Genomic DNA, 14732 nt, shown 5'->3' with positions numbered 1-14732 from the left:
GCCGATATGGTTAGCTAGGGTTTACCCGCCTGCCGGGCATTTCGCGGCCATGTCCCACCCGGCTGGCTGTCCACAAGCATGGAAGGCTGCTGTAGAAACAGTGGAAGAGACATTGAAGATCGTAGTCCTGGTCAAACATGTACCGGACGCCCAGTTCGACCGTCACCTCAACGGGGAGGGCAATACCGCGGACCGCGACGAAAGCATCCTGTCCGAGCTTGACGAATACGCGCTCGAGGCAGCACTGCAACTGGTGGAGGCACGCGGCGGAAGCAAGGCGGGCAACCAGGTCATCGCCCTGAGCATGGGGCCCGCAGGAGCCGTCAACGCGGTCAAGAAATCGCTGCAGATGGGCGCCACCGAGGGGGTCCACCTCACGGACGACGCCCTGGCCGGTTCCGACGCCGCGGCAACCTCGCTTGCGCTTGCAGCCGCGGTCCGCCACCTGGGTGCCGTGGACCTGGTCATCACCGGCATGGCATCCACCGACGGCGAGACCTCGCTTGTTCCGGCGCAGCTGGCCGAGCGGCTTGGGCTGCCGCAGGTGACGTTCGCTTCCACGCTGGAGGTCGACGGCGGCCGGCTGACGGCCCGCCGCGATGCCGACACCTCCTCCGAAACGGTGGAGGCGCCGCTGCCCGCCGTTGTGTCCGTGACGGACCAGATCAACGAGCCGCGGTACCCCAATTTCAAGGGCATCATCGCCGCCAAGCGCAAGAGCATCAGCACGCTGTCCCTGGCCGATATCGGGGTGGACCCCGCCCAGGTGGGCTTCGCCGGTTCCTGGACCACCGTGACCAGTGCGGAAGAGCGGCCGCCCAGGACTGCAGGCACCATCATCACCGACGAAGGCGACGCCGGCATCAAGCTGGTTGACTTCCTGGCCGCCCAGAAGCTGCTCTAAGAAGGACACCGACATGGCAAAAGTACTTGTATTCATCGATAACCCCGGCGCCTCGCTCAAGAAGAGCAGCCTCGAGCTGCTGACCCTGGCGCGTTCCCTCGGCGAGAGCACCGTGGCGCTCAACGGAGACCTGTCCGACGCCGCCGCCGCCACCTTTGCCGAGTACGGCGTGGGAACCATCCTGCGTCCGGCAACGGATGACCTGGACGACTTCCTGGTGGCGCCCAAAGCGGCCTACCTGGCCGCCGCGGCTGAAAGCAGCGGCGCCGGCATCGTGCTCCTGGACAACTCGCCGGAAGGCAAGGAAATAGCGGCACGGCTGGGTATCCGCCTGAATGCCGGCGTCATCACCGACGTCGTCGCCGTGGATCCGGACGGCACCGCGCACAAGTCCGTCCTTGCCGGCTCCTACAACACCGCCTGCAAGGCCACCACTCCTGTGTCCGTGCTGACCCTCAAAGCCAACAACGTCACTCCGGAACCGGCTCCCGCCGCCACCAGCCCGGAGACCGCCACCGTGGAGGTACCGGCAGTAGCGGCCGCGGCCAGGATCACCGCGCGGGAGCAGAAGGTGGCCAGCGGCCGTCCCGACCTCACCGATGCCCGCATCGTGGTGGCCGGTGGACGCGGCATGGACGGAAACTTCGGCCCCGTCGAGGAACTGGCCGATGCCCTCGGCGCCGCCGTAGGTGCATCGCGTGCCGCCACGGATGCCGGATGGATCAGCCATGACGCGCAGGTTGGGCAGACCGGTAAGACCGTCTCCCCGCAGCTTTACATTTCGGCAGGCATTTCCGGCGCCATCCAGCAGAAAGCCGGCATGCAGACGTCAAAGGTCATTGTTGCGGTCAACAAGGACGCGGAGTCGCCGGTGTTCGAGATCGCCGACTTCGGGATCATCGGCGACGTGTTCGACGTGCTGCCGCAGGCCACCGCCGAGATCAAGAAACGAAAAGGCTGATTCTTTGACTGCCTCCCACGAGCAGGCACAGAGCCCGTTCAACCCGGATATCCACCGGGTTGGGCGGGTGCTCTGTTTTGCGGCACATCCTGACGACATCGACTTCGGCGCTGCCGGTACCATCGCCGCGTGGACGGCAGCGGGCGTGCAGGTGAGTTACTGCATCATGACCGACGGCGACGCGGGCGGCTTCGACCCCGCCCACCGCGCCGACATCATCGCGATGCGCGACGCCGAGCAGCGCCGGGCGGCGGAACTGGTGGGCGTCACCGACATCCACTACCTCCACCAGCGTGACGGGTACCTCGAGGCCTCGCACGAGGTGATGAAAGGGGTGGTGCGGCTGATCCGCGAGATCCGTCCCGACGTCGTCCTTGCCATGCACCCGGAACGGAACTGGGAAAGGATCCAAAAGAGCCATCCTGACCACCTGGCCGTGGGGGAGGCGGTGACCCGGGCGGTGTACCCGGCCCTCGAAAACCCGTTTGCCTACCCGGAACTGGCGGAAGCAGGCCTGGAAGCGTACAAGCTGCCGTGGCTGTGGCTCTACGCCGGCCCCGGGGAACGGGAAAACCACTTCGTCGACGTCACCGGCCAGGTGGAAGCCAAGCTCGCCGCCATCCACGTCCATGTGAGCCAGCACCCGGACGTGGAGGCCATGGAGGCCACCGTCCGCCAGGGCATGCACCTGAACGCCGGCAGGGCCGGCTTCCCTGAGGGGCGCAGCGCGGAGGCGTTCCATGTGGTGGCAATCAATGGGCCCGGCACCATCGCGGGATTCTGAGTTAAACCAAACGCCCCGTTCCTTCCGGTGGCAGGAACGGGGCGTTTTGGGTTGAGGCGTTTCCGGTTACTGCGGGTGCTACGCGCCCAGCGGGGCCGCCGCCACCGTCGGCAGCGTCGGTGCCTTGGATCCGCCTGCAGGCTCGACAGTGATGCCCAGCGATGCCGCCGAGTGGATGCCCTGGACCACGGCAGGCTTGGACAGCGCCTGCTCGTCCATCAGGCCCTGCGACACCGGAGCGGAGCCGTCCTTGGGTATCAGCCACATCTGGTAGACCTTGCCGGCCGGGGGAGCGGGCACACCGCTCATCTTCACCACGGCTGCGTCCTCGGACGCGGAGATCAGGAGGGTTGCCTTGCCGCCGCCCACGACGTTCACGGAGGCCTCACGCAGGTCGTTGGCCCTGGCCACCTGGTTGACGGGATCGTTCTGGTCAGCCATGTACGCGCCCACGCCTACTCCACCCAGGGCGATGGCTGCTGCCGCTGCCACGCCCACCAGCCACCGGCGCGTGCCGGATCCGCCCCGGCGTTGCTCCCGGCGCTTCCGGGCCTCCGCCAGTTCGTCCTGTGGCCCCTGCCGGGGAGGCAGTGCCGTACTGCCGGCCGGTGCCTGTGCGCCTCCGCCAGTCAGGCCGTCCTGCCCGGGGAACTGGGCGGGAAGCTGGGCGACAATCCGCTGGAACAGGTCCGACGGCGGTTCCTCCTCTGCACGGAACGTGCGGACCAAGGCCTCCCGGGACTGGCGGACACGCTCAAGGAAGGCCCGGCGTTCCGTTTCCGGGGCAGTCGAGATGTAACGGTCGATGGCTTCGCGTTCCTGCTCCGTGACCGCATCCAGGGCGTAGAGCTCAGCAAGGTCGACGGCGCGGCCGGCAGCAATGTCCATGGCCACGGTGTCCCCGAAGGCACGTGACATGCCGTCGCGGCTTTCATCCATTCCACTCATCTCAACTCACCCCCAAACAGGTCTTCAATCGGATCAGTCCATCGCGGATGCGGGACTTGATAGTGGGCACTGCTGCGTTCAGCCGTTCTGCGACTTCCCGGTAGGTGAGGCCGCCGTAGTAAGCCAGGCGCACGGACTCCTGCTGGGTTTCGGTCAGCGTCCCCAGGCAGCGGACCACCGCCTCGGCCTCCAGCCTGCTGCCCACCTCATCGGACACGCTGTCGTGATCGATCTCCTGCGTACTGGCACCGTACTTGGCTTCCCTGTCCGTGGAGGACTGCGACGAGCGGACCTTGTCCACCGCGCGGCGGTGCGAGATGGTCATCAGCCAGGACAACGGGCTGCCTGCCTGCGGATCGAACTTCGCAGCGTTTTGCCAGACCTGCAGGAAGACTTCCTGGGTGGTGTCCTCACTGAGCTCGGGGTCGATCAGGACGCGGCGCGCCATGCCGAAGACCCTGCGGGACGTGAGCTGGTAGAACTCGGCGAAAGCCGCCTGGTCCTCGCGGGCAATCCCCGCCAAAAGGGCCGAGAGGCGTTGGCTGAGGTCTGCAGGTGGGTCGGTCACCGCGGCGGAGCCTTCGGAGTTCGGCGCGTTGGGAGTTTCCATTACGTCCAAGCATAAGTCTCCGGGCGACGGATCCTCAGCAGTGCCGTGCCGACTGCGGTTGTCTGGCCTGGAACGTGCCTCCAGTAAGGTCACCTGCCGCTCCTTGGTCCGCTCGAATGTCTTCAAGAGTCATTCGGTGCCGCGTGGAGGGTGGATGGGGCGGCCGGCAAGTTTTTCCGTGCCGGCGTGAACCGGTGTCCGGCGGGGCTAGATCCTGGCGCCGGCGAAGCCCTGCTGGCGCCAGGCCTCGTACACCGCGATGGAGGCGGCGTTGGCCAGGTTCAGGGAACGGAGGGCCGGCAACATGGGCAGGCGCACCGTGGCGGTCACGTGGGGATCGGATTTCATCTCCGGCGGCAGGCCCACTGATTCACGGCCGAAGAGCAGCACATCTCCCGGACGGTAGGCGATGTCCGTATAGCTGGTGGTGCCGTCCGAAGTGAACGCGTAGACGCGTTCGGGCTGCAGGTGCTCCCAGGCGTCTTCGATGGTCTTGTGCACGGTGACGACGGCGAGGTCATGGTAGTCGAGCCCAGCGCGGCGCAGTTTCGCGTCGGAGAAGTCGAAGCCCAGGGGTTCCACAAGGTGCAGTTCGGCGCCGGTGATCGCGGCAAGGCGGATGGCGTTGCCGGTATTGCCGGGGATTTCAGGTTCATGGAAAAGGATGCGGAACACCTCCCCATCCTAGCTACCCGCGGTCAGTGCATGCCGCGCAGGAGCCTGGCCAGGACCGGGATGTTCACCGTGTTGGGAGCCGGGCCGGACGCCAGGAATTCCTTCAGGCCCCGCACCATGCCCGCTGCATTGACGATCTGGACGGTTTCCAGGTCTCCTGCGGGGCGGCGGTGGTGATCGATCACCGGCTCGTGGAGGTTGCCGTCGGGGCTGTGCACCACGGTCCATCCCGTGACGTTGAGCTCGGGAAAGATGTCCTGCATGGCCCACACCACCCGGGCGAGCTGCGGGGGTGCCACCGCGCGGCCCCCGTGGTTGAGGGTCCGTCCGTCCCAGGCGTAGGCGCCCTTGGGCAGGAGCATCGAGTTGACCAGGGCCAACCGGTAGCCGGAAAGGACAGCGTGGTCGATGTGGTTGTTGTCCGCCGGCGACTGCAGGCCGTTGATCAGCCGGGCGGCGGGGATGGCCGGCAGCACCTGCCGGGTCAGCAGCTGCACGGTGCGCATTTCCCGCTGGATGCGGGCCTCGGCGCCGAAAATTCCCCGTTTCCGAGGCATTCCGTGAACCTGCTGCCGCGCCTGTGCCAGCGGGATGAGCGGAGCGTCGTTTCCCTCGTAAGGGGGAACGTATACGGGCGGGTCCCCCGCTGTATTCCTGACGTTGCCCGGCCGGCGGACTGTGGCGGACGCCCGGCTTCCAGCGGCGGGGGCATCAAAGTGGGCGCCGTCGTCGGACGAAGCGTCCCGGACGGTGCCCGCGCCGTAGGAGCGGTCGTACGCCTTCCTGCGCTGCGGATCGATCAGCGTCTCATAGGCAGCGGTTACGCGGCGGAACGTTGCGGCGTCGCCCCCGTGGTCCGGATGGGCCATCCTGGCCGCGCGGCGGTAGGCCACCTTGATTTCTTTCTCGGTGGCGGTGACGGCCACCCGAAGGACCTGGTAATGGGAGCTGCTGCTCTCGGTCAAGCAATCTTCCTTCTCTTGGTGCGCGGCTTCCTCAGTCCCGGCGGGAAAGCGGAGCGCCCGCCCAGTCTAGCCAGCATGGATGGTGCGCCTGCGGTGACAACGAACATCCCGGGCTGGTGGGTTCCCGGAAAGCCGGAGTCTAGACTCGTGCGTGCGCGGTGCGAACACCGGTTGAAGGGGATGTGACGGAGTGGAGATGGAGATGCCGACGACGGCGGAGCGGGCCGGCAGGGCATGGCACGGGGGAGCGGCCCTGGTGATCGGCTGCCTGGGGGCCGTGCTTTTGAGCGGATGCAGCGTTGACATCCGGGATCCCTCCGTCACCGCCGCCCCCGCCGGCACTCCGGTGCTGGCCACACCCACCATCACCCCCGGCCATGATGCCGCGGCGGTGGCAGCGCGTGATATGCCCTTCGCTGCCGGCGGCGACCTGGCTCCCGGAGTGCCCGTGGGAATCTCCGATGACCTCAAAGGTGCGCCGGGCTGGAAGCTGGCGAAGGAAAACGTGGCCGGTGCCAGCCAATATGCCAAGGCCGATGGCTGCATCGTTTCCGCACGGGCCACCACCGGCCAGGCAGCGCTGGTCCGCGGTGACGACCGGGAGTCCACTGTTGCCCTGTTCCAGTACCTGGACGCAACCATCCAGCCCTCGTACTTGAAGACGGCAACCCTGCAGTGGGGTGGTACCCCGGAGGCTCCCGGCCGGAACGTGGAGGTGCTGGCGCTGGAGCAGGCAGCCCCCGGCGGGCGTGCCATTGCGTTACTGGCAAGGGTTTTCGGTACTGCCGGGTCATCGGCCTACGTGTCGGTGTCCTGTCCGGATGCGGCAACACTTGGCGCGGCCCGCCAGGACGTGGCCCGGTACCTGCCGCTGGTGCCGCCGGCCGCGTAAGTCCCTGCGTTGACAGGCGCAAAACCGCCGGCGGCTGGAGGGCTCAGCCGCCGGCGGGTCTGTGTGGCTGCAATGTCCTGCGCCCGGCAAACGCCTGCGGAGTTACGCAGTGGTCCGGCTGGTCCCCACTGACAGCCGGTTGAGGGCCAAGGCGCCAACCAACAGCCCGAAGTCACGCAGCGCGACGTCGTAGAAGCTGCCCAGCAGGAGCAGGTTGATGATGATTCCGGCCAGCCACGCGGCCACGATCAACGAGCCGTATTTAGGACGCACCGCCACGGCCACGCCGGCGATGATTTCCACGACCCCCACGATGTACATGAAGGTTTGGGCCGGCAGCGGCACGATGGCCGTGGCCTGGGGTGCCAGGTACATGGTCCAGTGCGTGAGGATGTTGGTGAATTTGTCCAGGCCGAAGAGGATCGGTGCGACGGTGAACACGGTACGCAGCAGCAGGAACGCCTGCCGCCCCGGCGGCACGGTGGCTGGCGCATGCTGGGCCCGCATTGCCGATGCTGATTTCATGGCGCTCTCCTTCTAAAAGTAGGTATGCCAATTTTAGAAAGTTGACGGTCTATAATCAAGACATCTTGACTTTGGAATTGGAGGCGCCATGTACCGACTTCCCTGGGCAGACAGGATTGCTGCCGTTGCGTCGCTGACCGACGCCAAGAGGCTGCAGCTTTTTGAACTGGTCGCAGCCTCACCCCGCCCGCTGGGACGCGACGAGGTGGCCGAAACTGCCGGCATGGCGCGCAGCACCGTCTCCTTCCATCTGGACAGGCTGGTCCAGGACGGCCTGCTGGCCGTGGAATTCCACAAACCCGCCGGCAGGACCGGTCCGGGGTCAGGTCGTCCCGCCAAGATGTACCGGCCGGTTGGAAGTGAAGTGGGAGCGTCCGTACCGGACCGGAACTACGACCTCGCCGGGGAGCTGATGGCCGAGGCCATCGAGGCCACCCAGGCCGAAGGATTGGCGGTGGGGGAGTCATTGCGCGCCGTCGCCTTCCGGAAAGGCCGGGAACTGGCAGAAGGTTCCGCGGGCCTGGAAGAGTTCCTGGCAGAAACGGGCTATCAGCCGGAGCCCGACGGGGACGGGGGATACCTGCTGCCCAACTGCCCGTTCCACCGGCTGTCGCGGTCCCATGCGGCAGTGGTGTGCGACATGAACGGCGCCTTCCTGCGGGGGGCTGCGGTTGGCTGCGGCGGCGCCGAGGACCGGGTTGTCCCCGTTGCAGGCCACTGCTGCGCACGGATTACCGGCGGGAGCTGACCGCTCCACGCGGCGGCCACCGGAACCGGCCGCGATAGAATTGGAGGATGCCCGCCTACCTCGACCACGCCGCCACCACGCCGCTTTCCGGTGCCGCGCTCGCTGCCTTGACGCGTGAACTGGCACGGACCGGCAACCCCTCATCGCTGCACGGCTCCGGCCGCAGGGCGCGCCGTGCCGTCGAGGACGCCAGGGAGGCCATCGCGGCCGCGGCCGGCGCCCATCCCTCGGAGGTCATCTTCACCTCCGGAGGCACCGAGGCGGACAACCTCGCCGTGAAGGGCATGTACTGGTCCCGGGTGGCAGAAGACCCAAGGCGGCGGCGCATCCTCTGCTCCGCCGTCGAACATCACGCAGTCCTGGACACCGTGGAATGGCTCGAACGCCACGAAGGCGCCGACGTGGCGTGGCTGCCGGTTGACGGTGACGGCGTTGTTGACCTCCAGGCCCTCGAAGAGGAGCTCTCGCGTGACCCCGGCGCCGTGGCGCTGGTGACTGTCATGTGGGCAAACAACGAGGTGGGCACCATCCAGCCCATCCGGCAGATCGTGGAACTTGCGCACGCCGCCGGCGTTCCGGTGCACTCCGACGCCGTCCAGGCATTCGGCTCGGTGCCGGTGCACTTCAAGGATTCCGGCCTGGATGCCATGTCCATCTCCGGGCACAAGATCGGTGGACCGGTGGGTGTAGGCGCACTCCTGCTGGGGCGGGCCGTCAAACTCACCCCGGTACAGCATGGCGGCGGCCAGGAGCGCGACGTCCGTTCCGGGACGCTGGACACCGCCTCCATCGCTGCCTTCGCCGCCGCCGCGGAGTCTGTCGCAGCCGGGCTGGCCGCCGAGGCGGCCCGGATCGCAGCCCTGCGCGACCGGCTGGTCGACGGCGTCCGCGAACGTGTTCCGGAGGCGGTCCTCCGCGGAGCGCCCGGCGGCCGCCGGCTCCCGGGCAATGCGCACTTCACGTTCCCGGGCTGTGAAGGGGACTCATTGCTGTTCCTCCTCGACCTTGCCGGCATCGAATCATCCACGGGTTCTGCCTGCACGGCAGGGGTGCCCCGCCCCTCCCACGTGCTGCTGGCCATGGGCCTGGACGAGGAAACGGCGCGCGGAGCCCAGCGGTTCAGCCTGGGGCACGCCTCCACGGAGGCCGACGTCGACGCCCTCCTTGCAGCGCTGCCCGAAGCTTATTCGCGGGCGCGCCAGGCCGGCATGGCCGGACACGAGTCCTCCATCCAGACCGCGGGCACCGCGGCGCGGCAGGGTTTCCCGGGCGCTTGAGCGCCGGCGGGCGCGTCCCGGCGCCCGCTCCGCCGGGTGTGGAGCGGGTTGATTTGCCTGCCGCCGTAGAATGGATAGGCGAAGATCGTTTCCGCCCCCGGTACGTCCAGCACGGCCCCGGGCAGCGGGCATCCCCCAACAGAAAGCCAGCATGCGAGTACTAGCAGCCATGAGCGGTGGAGTTGATTCTGCCGTTGCCGCCGCCCGCGCGGTGGAAGCCGGGCACGACGTCGTCGGCGTCCACCTGGCCCTTTCGCGCATGCCGGGCACCCTGCGCACGGGCAGCCGCGGCTGCTGCACCATCGAGGACTCCCGGGATGCGTGGCGGGCCTGCGACGTGCTGGGCATTCCCTATTACGTGTGGGATTTCTCCGAGCGCTTCAAGGAAGACGTCGTCCAGGACTTCATTGACGAATACGCCGCCGGCCGGACGCCGAACCCCTGCATGCGCTGCAACGAGCGCATCAAATTTGCAGCCCTGCTGGAAAAGGCCATCGCGCTGGGCTTCGACGCCGTCTGCACGGGCCACTACGCCAAGGTCATCGAGGACGCTGACGGCAACCGGGAACTGCACCGCGCGGCGGACTGGGCCAAGGACCAGAGCTACGTCCTGGGCGTCCTCACCCACGAGCAGCTCAAGCATTCCATGTTCCCGCTGGCGGACACCCCGTCCAAGGCCGAGGTACGCGCCGAAGCGGAACGGCGGGGCCTCTCCGTGGCCAACAAGCCCGACAGCCACGACATCTGCTTCATTCCCGACGGCGACACCGCCGGCTGGCTGGCAGAGAAGATCGACATGGCCCAGGGTGACATCGTGGATGAAACCGGCGCGAAGGTAGGGGAGCACCCCGGCGCCAACGCCTTCACCGTCGGCCAGCGGCGCGGCCTCAAGCTCGGAACCCCCGCCGCCGACGGCAAGCCCCGCTTCGTGCTGGAAATCCGGCCCAAGGAAAACAAAGTGGTGGTCGGTCCCGAGGCGCTGCTGGCCATCGATGAGATCCGCGGCATCAAGGTCTCCTGGGCGGGCCTGCCCATCGCCGAGGTGGAGACAGGCGCCGAGTTCGAATGCTACGCACAGGTCCGGGCGCACGGGGACCCGGTTCCGGCCACCGCGCGGATGGAGCCCTCCACTGACGGCGCCCCGGCAACCCGGTTGGTGGTCCGTCTGGTGGCGCCGCTGCGCGGTGTCGCGCCGGGCCAGACGGTAGTGCTCTACCAGGGCAGCCGCGTGCTGGGGCAGGCCACCATCGACGCTGCCCGCTCGCTCCAGCGCGCCGCGCTGTAACCAATCCGCCTTCAGCACCGCCACGGTTCTGCCGTGGCGGTGCTTTGCTGTGTCCGGGCGGCGTCCCTTGACGGTGCTGCCGGGCTCCGCCGGGTAACTTTTAGGAAAATTTTGTGTTTGAACTCACAAAAACGGCCGTCCTGAGGGCTGACTCTCTGATTCAATCTAGGGATCAGCACTGCACGCCGGCGTCTGGGGCTATCAACCTATGACCGCGGGCGTGCGCGTACTCATCGGAAAGAAGTTCACAGATGATCAAGAGCACAACGGCCCTGCACCGCGCCATCGCGCTGGCAGGCATCTCCGCCCTGGCCCTGACAGCCTGCACAGGGCCCTCGGGCGGCGGCGGGGGAACGTCTACCGGCAATGCCGGTGGCGGTGCCATCACTTTCGGAACGACGGACAAAGTCGTTACCCTCGACCCCGCCGGCTCCTACGACGCAGGATCCTTCCTGGTGATGAACCAGGTCTACCCCTTCCTGATGAACTCCAAGCCCGGCTCGGCTGAAGTCAGCCCGGACATCGCTGAGTCCGCGTCTTTTACCTCGCCCACAGAGTTCACGGTGAAGCTCAAGCCCAACCTGAAGTTCGCCAACGGTCACGCGCTTACCGCTTCGGACGTGAAGTTCTCCTACGACCGCGTGGTGAAGATCGACGACCCCAACGGGCCGGCGTCCCTGCTCTCGAACCTCAAGTCCGTTGACGTCAAGGACGACACCACCGTGGTGTTCAACCTCAAAGCAGGGAATGACCAGGTGTTCCCCAGCGTCCTGGGCACCAACACCGGACCCATCATCGACGAGGAAGTCTTCCCGGCGGACAAGGTGATGAGCGATGAGGACATCGTCGCCGGAAAGCCCTTTGCCGGCCCCTACACCATCGATTCCTACAAAAAGAACGAACTTGTCAGCCTCAAGGCCAACGCTGACTACAACGGACTGCTGGGCAAGCCGGCCAACGACAGTGCCGTCATCAAGTACTATGCCGACTCCAACAACCTCAAGCTGGATGTCCAGGGCGGCAACATTGACGTTGCCGGCCGCAGCCTGACCGCAACCGACGCCGCGGACCTGGATAAGGATTCCAAGGTCAAGGTCTACAAGGGCCCGGGCGGCGAATTGCGCTACATCGTTTTCAACTTCGACACCATGCCTTTCGGAGCCAAGACTCCCGAAGCCAACCCGGCGAAGGCACTCGCCGTCCGCCAGGCCATGGCTGACATTGTGGACCGCCAGGCCATCTCCGACCAGGTCTACAAGGGCACCTATGTCCCGGCGTACTCCGTTGTCCCCGATGGTCTGCCTGGTGCAACCCAGCCGATGAAGGACCTGTATGGCGACGGCAGCGGCAAGCCCAGCCTGGACAAGGCCAAGAAGACCCTGGCGGACGCCGGAGTCACCGGCCCGGTCAACGTGAAGCTGCAGTACAACCCCGACCACTACGGCAAGTCCTCCGGTGACGAGTACGCCATGGTCAAGGAGCAGCTGGAGAAGTCGGGCCTGTTCACCGTGGACCTGCAGTCCACCGAATGGGTGACCTACTCCAAGGCACGTACCGCCGACGCCTACCCCGTCTACCAGCTGGGCTGGTTCCCGGACTACTCGGACGCGGACAACTACCTCACGCCGTTCTTCATCCCCGGCAACTTCCTGAAGAACCACTACGAGAACCCCACCGTCACGGACCTCGTGCAGAAGCAGCTCACCACGCCGGACAAGACCGAGCGCCAGAAGCTGATCGGGGACGTCCAGACGGCCGTTGCCAAGGACCTGTCCACGCTGCCGCTCCTGCAGGGCTCGCAGCTGCTGGTGGCCGGGAAGGACGTCAAGGGTGTCGAGAAGACCCTGGATCCCTCCTTCAAGACCCGCCTTGGCGTCCTGTCCAAGTAAGCACTCCACCCCCATCGGGCTCTGACGGGCCAGAGGCGGGACGCCGCAACGGTGTCCCGCCTTTTGCCGGTCATCAGCCAGCAACGAGGGGACTGCTGGCTCCCGGTCACCACGAATCCAGGTACCGATGACAACTTTGATTGACGCGCCACCCAGTGACGCCGACGCACTCCTTCCGCCCAAGAAAAAGCAAACAGGAGGCGGGCTGGGCCAGTACATCCTGGTCCGCTTCCTGCTGATCTTCCCCACCATCCTCATCCTCGTCACCATGGTGTTCTTCCTGATGCGGATCACCGGTGACCCCATCACCGCCGCCATGGGCGGCCGGCTGCCCCCGGAACAGCTGCAGGAAAGGATCCATGCCGCCGGCTACGACCGGCCACTGCTCGTGCAGTACTTCGAATACCTGGGCCAACTGGTCACAGGGAACTTCGGCACGACGCTTTCGGACAACCGCAAGGTCACCGAGATGCTCACCACCTACGGGTCCGCCACGCTGGAGCTTTCCATCAACGCCATCATCGTGGCGCTGCTGGTCGGCATCCCGCTGGGCATGGTCGCCGCCCACCGGCGTGACCACCTGCCGGATGCAGTGCTCCGGATCCTGGCCATCCTGTTCTACGCCACCCCGGTGTTCTTCGCCGGCATGCTGCTCAAGCTGGTGTTCTCCGTATGGCTGGGCTGGCTTCCGGTCGCCGGCCGCGCAGGGACCAGGACCGAACTGTCCCTCACCGCGCTGGAGGCGCCCACGGGCATCTACTGGCTGGACGCCCTGCGCAGCGGAAACATGGCCGCCTTCAGCGACGTCATGTCCCACGCGGTCCTCCCGGCGCTGGCACTGGGTCTGCTCACGGCCGGCGTTTTCCTGCGCCTGGTCCGGACCAACGTCATCGGTACCCTCGGCAAGGACTACGTGGAGGCCGGGCGCTCACGCGGTGTCAGCGAGTTCCGCCTGGTGACCAAGCACGCCTACAAACCGGCGTTGATTCCGATCATCACGGTCATGGGCCTGCAGATCGCCGTCCTTCTCGGGGGCGCCGTGCTGACTGAGACGACGTTTGAATGGAAAGGCCTTGGTTTCCAGCTGGCCAACTACCTCACGGCGCGCGACTTCGTCGCCGTGCAGGGCATCGTGGTGCTGCTGGCCGTCATCGTCGCCGTCACCAACTTCATCGTGGACATCATCGCCGCGCTGATCGATCCCCGCGTGAGGTACTGAAATGTCTGCCAATACAACTCTCGAACCCGTCGCCAACCCGCGGGCTTCCCTGTTCCGGCGGCTGCCGGTTGTTTCGCACTTCAACAAAAGCGTCGGCCTGCAACGGTTCATGCTGGTGGTGGGGCTCGTCCTCACCGGCATCTTCCTGCTCACCGCGCTGGCCGCACCGCTGCTGGCGCCCTACGGCTTCGCGCAGCTTTCGGATGCCGACGGCAGCTTCCCCACCCAGCAGGCCCCCGGCGGGAAACACCTCCTGGGCACCACGGTGGGCGGTTACGACGTCCTGTCCCGCGTGATCTGGGGTACCCAGACGGCACTTTTGGTCATCATCGTGGCCGTGGTCCTCTCCATCTTCGCCGGGGTCATCCTCGGCCTGGTGAGCGGCTACATCGGCGGGTGGCTGGACCGCGTCCTGGTCGTCGTGGCTGACGCCATCTATGCCTTCCCGTCACTGCTGGTTGCCATCGTCATGGCAATCGTCATCAGTGGTGGACAGTCCAGCCTGTTCGGCGGAATCCTGGCCGCGGCCATTTCCATCACGGTGGTGTTCATCCCGCAGTACTTCAGGGTGATCCGTGCCGAGACCATCCGGCTCAAGGCGGAGCCCTTCGTCGAGTCCGCCAAGGTGGTGGGCGCGTCAAACATCCGCATCATGACCCGGCACATCTACCGCAACGCCACCCGCACCCTGCCGCTGATTTTCACGCTCAACGCGTCTGAATCCATCCTTACCCTGGCAGGGCTGGGCTTCCTGGGCTTTGGCATTGAGCCGAGCTCGGCGGCCGAGTGGGGATTTGACCTCAACAAGGCGCTGGCCGACACGACCTCGGGCATCTGGTGGACCGGGCTGTTCCCGGGCCTCGCCATCGTGTGGACAGTCCTCGGGCTGACGCTCGTGGGCGAAAGCATCAACGACCTCAACGATCCGCGGCTCCGCGGCCGCAAGCGCAGCAGCCGCAAGGCGGCAGCCGCTGCCGTACCGGCCACTCCTGCTGTTCCCCATGGATCCGGCACCGAAACAGAATTGAGCAACCCGTGAGTGAGAAGCCC

General features: G+C 66.5%; 15 protein-coding genes. 10 read left to right on the top strand and 5 right to left on the bottom strand.

Annotation, left to right across the window (positions count from 1 at the left end):
* Positions 1-112: 112 nt before the first annotated feature.
* From PUN51_RS00370 to PUN51_RS00360, 3 genes are read left to right on the top strand one after another with little or no spacing between them, the layout of a single operon-like run.
* On the top strand, positions 113-904 hold the full coding sequence (locus PUN51_RS00370) for an electron transfer flavoprotein subunit beta/FixA family protein (protein WP_275179541.1): 792 nt from the start codon (positions 113-115) through the stop codon (positions 902-904).
* 13 nt (positions 905-917) lie between these two features.
* Entirely contained in the window at positions 918-1865 is a 948-nt protein-coding gene (locus tag PUN51_RS00365; protein WP_224026541.1) for an electron transfer flavoprotein subunit alpha/FixB family protein, read from the top strand.
* A 4-nt stretch (positions 1866-1869) separates the two neighbouring features.
* Positions 1870-2649: a PIG-L deacetylase family protein gene (locus PUN51_RS00360; protein ID WP_159631536.1), complete on the top strand. Its 780-nt coding sequence runs from the start codon at positions 1870-1872 to the stop codon at positions 2647-2649.
* Between the two features lie 78 nt (positions 2650-2727).
* On the opposite strand, the gene PUN51_RS00355 is transcribed toward PUN51_RS00360, so the two are convergent.
* The 4 genes from PUN51_RS00355 to PUN51_RS00340 all read right to left on the bottom strand — a co-directional run bounded on the left by PUN51_RS00355 (position 2728) and on the right by PUN51_RS00340 (position 5847).
* A complete protein-coding gene (locus tag PUN51_RS00355) occupies positions 2728-3588 on the bottom strand; it encodes an anti-sigma factor domain-containing protein (protein ID WP_224026540.1) in 861 nt (286 codons plus the stop codon).
* A 10-nt stretch (positions 3589-3598) separates the two neighbouring features.
* Entirely contained in the window at positions 3599-4207 is a 609-nt protein-coding gene (locus PUN51_RS00350; RefSeq protein ID WP_224026539.1) for a sigma-70 family RNA polymerase sigma factor, read from the bottom strand.
* Positions 4208-4414: 207 nt separating this feature from the next.
* A complete protein-coding gene (locus PUN51_RS00345; RefSeq protein WP_159631539.1) occupies positions 4415-4882 on the bottom strand; it encodes a tRNA (cytidine(34)-2'-O)-methyltransferase in 468 nt (155 codons plus the stop codon).
* A gap of 23 nt (positions 4883-4905) precedes the next feature.
* Positions 4906-5847, bottom strand: coding sequence for a J domain-containing protein (locus PUN51_RS00340; protein ID WP_275179540.1), 942 nt, complete (start codon positions 5845-5847; stop codon positions 4906-4908).
* Between the two features lie 196 nt (positions 5848-6043).
* Between PUN51_RS00340 and PUN51_RS00335 the strand changes: the two genes are divergently transcribed.
* Positions 6044-6739: a hypothetical protein gene (locus PUN51_RS00335; protein ID WP_275179539.1), complete on the top strand. Its 696-nt coding sequence runs from the start codon at positions 6044-6046 to the stop codon at positions 6737-6739.
* Positions 6740-6841: 102 nt separating this feature from the next.
* Here PUN51_RS00335 and PUN51_RS00330 read toward each other — a convergent pair whose 3' ends face one another.
* A complete protein-coding gene (locus PUN51_RS00330) occupies positions 6842-7264 on the bottom strand; it encodes a hypothetical protein (RefSeq protein WP_275179538.1) in 423 nt (140 codons plus the stop codon).
* Between the two features lie 88 nt (positions 7265-7352).
* On the opposite strand from PUN51_RS00330, the gene PUN51_RS00325 reads away from it, so the two are divergent.
* The 6 genes from PUN51_RS00325 to PUN51_RS00300 all read left to right on the top strand — a co-directional run bounded on the left by PUN51_RS00325 (position 7353) and on the right by PUN51_RS00300 (position 14721).
* A complete protein-coding gene (locus PUN51_RS00325) occupies positions 7353-8012 on the top strand; it encodes a helix-turn-helix transcriptional regulator (RefSeq protein WP_275179537.1) in 660 nt (219 codons plus the stop codon).
* Between the two features lie 47 nt (positions 8013-8059).
* Positions 8060-9289, top strand: coding sequence for a cysteine desulfurase family protein (locus PUN51_RS00320; protein ID WP_275179536.1), 1230 nt, complete (start codon positions 8060-8062; stop codon positions 9287-9289).
* A gap of 151 nt (positions 9290-9440) precedes the next feature.
* The gene (mnmA, locus tag PUN51_RS00315) at positions 9441-10574 is read left to right on the top strand and encodes a tRNA 2-thiouridine(34) synthase MnmA (protein ID WP_275179535.1); all 1134 of its coding nucleotides are present in this window, start codon (positions 9441-9443) and stop codon (positions 10572-10574) included.
* Between the two features lie 251 nt (positions 10575-10825).
* Positions 10826-12463, top strand: coding sequence for an ABC transporter substrate-binding protein (locus PUN51_RS00310; protein WP_224026534.1), 1638 nt, complete (start codon positions 10826-10828; stop codon positions 12461-12463).
* Positions 12464-12590: 127 nt separating this feature from the next.
* Positions 12591-13682, top strand: a complete 1092-nt coding sequence (locus tag PUN51_RS00305) for an ABC transporter permease (protein WP_159631546.1) — start codon at positions 12591-12593, stop codon at positions 13680-13682.
* 1 nt (position 13683) lies between these two features.
* Positions 13684-14721 carry an ABC transporter permease gene (locus PUN51_RS00300; RefSeq protein ID WP_159631547.1) on the top strand — a complete coding sequence of 346 codons (1038 nt, stop codon included), beginning with the start codon at positions 13684-13686 and terminating at the stop codon, positions 14719-14721.
* Positions 14722-14732 lie beyond the last annotated feature (11 nt).

The organism is Arthrobacter sp. NQ4, assembly GCF_029077345.1.
Taxonomy (GTDB): Bacteria; Actinomycetota; Actinomycetes; order Actinomycetales; family Micrococcaceae; genus Arthrobacter.
This window is presented reverse-complemented; position numbering and strand designations above follow the sequence as displayed.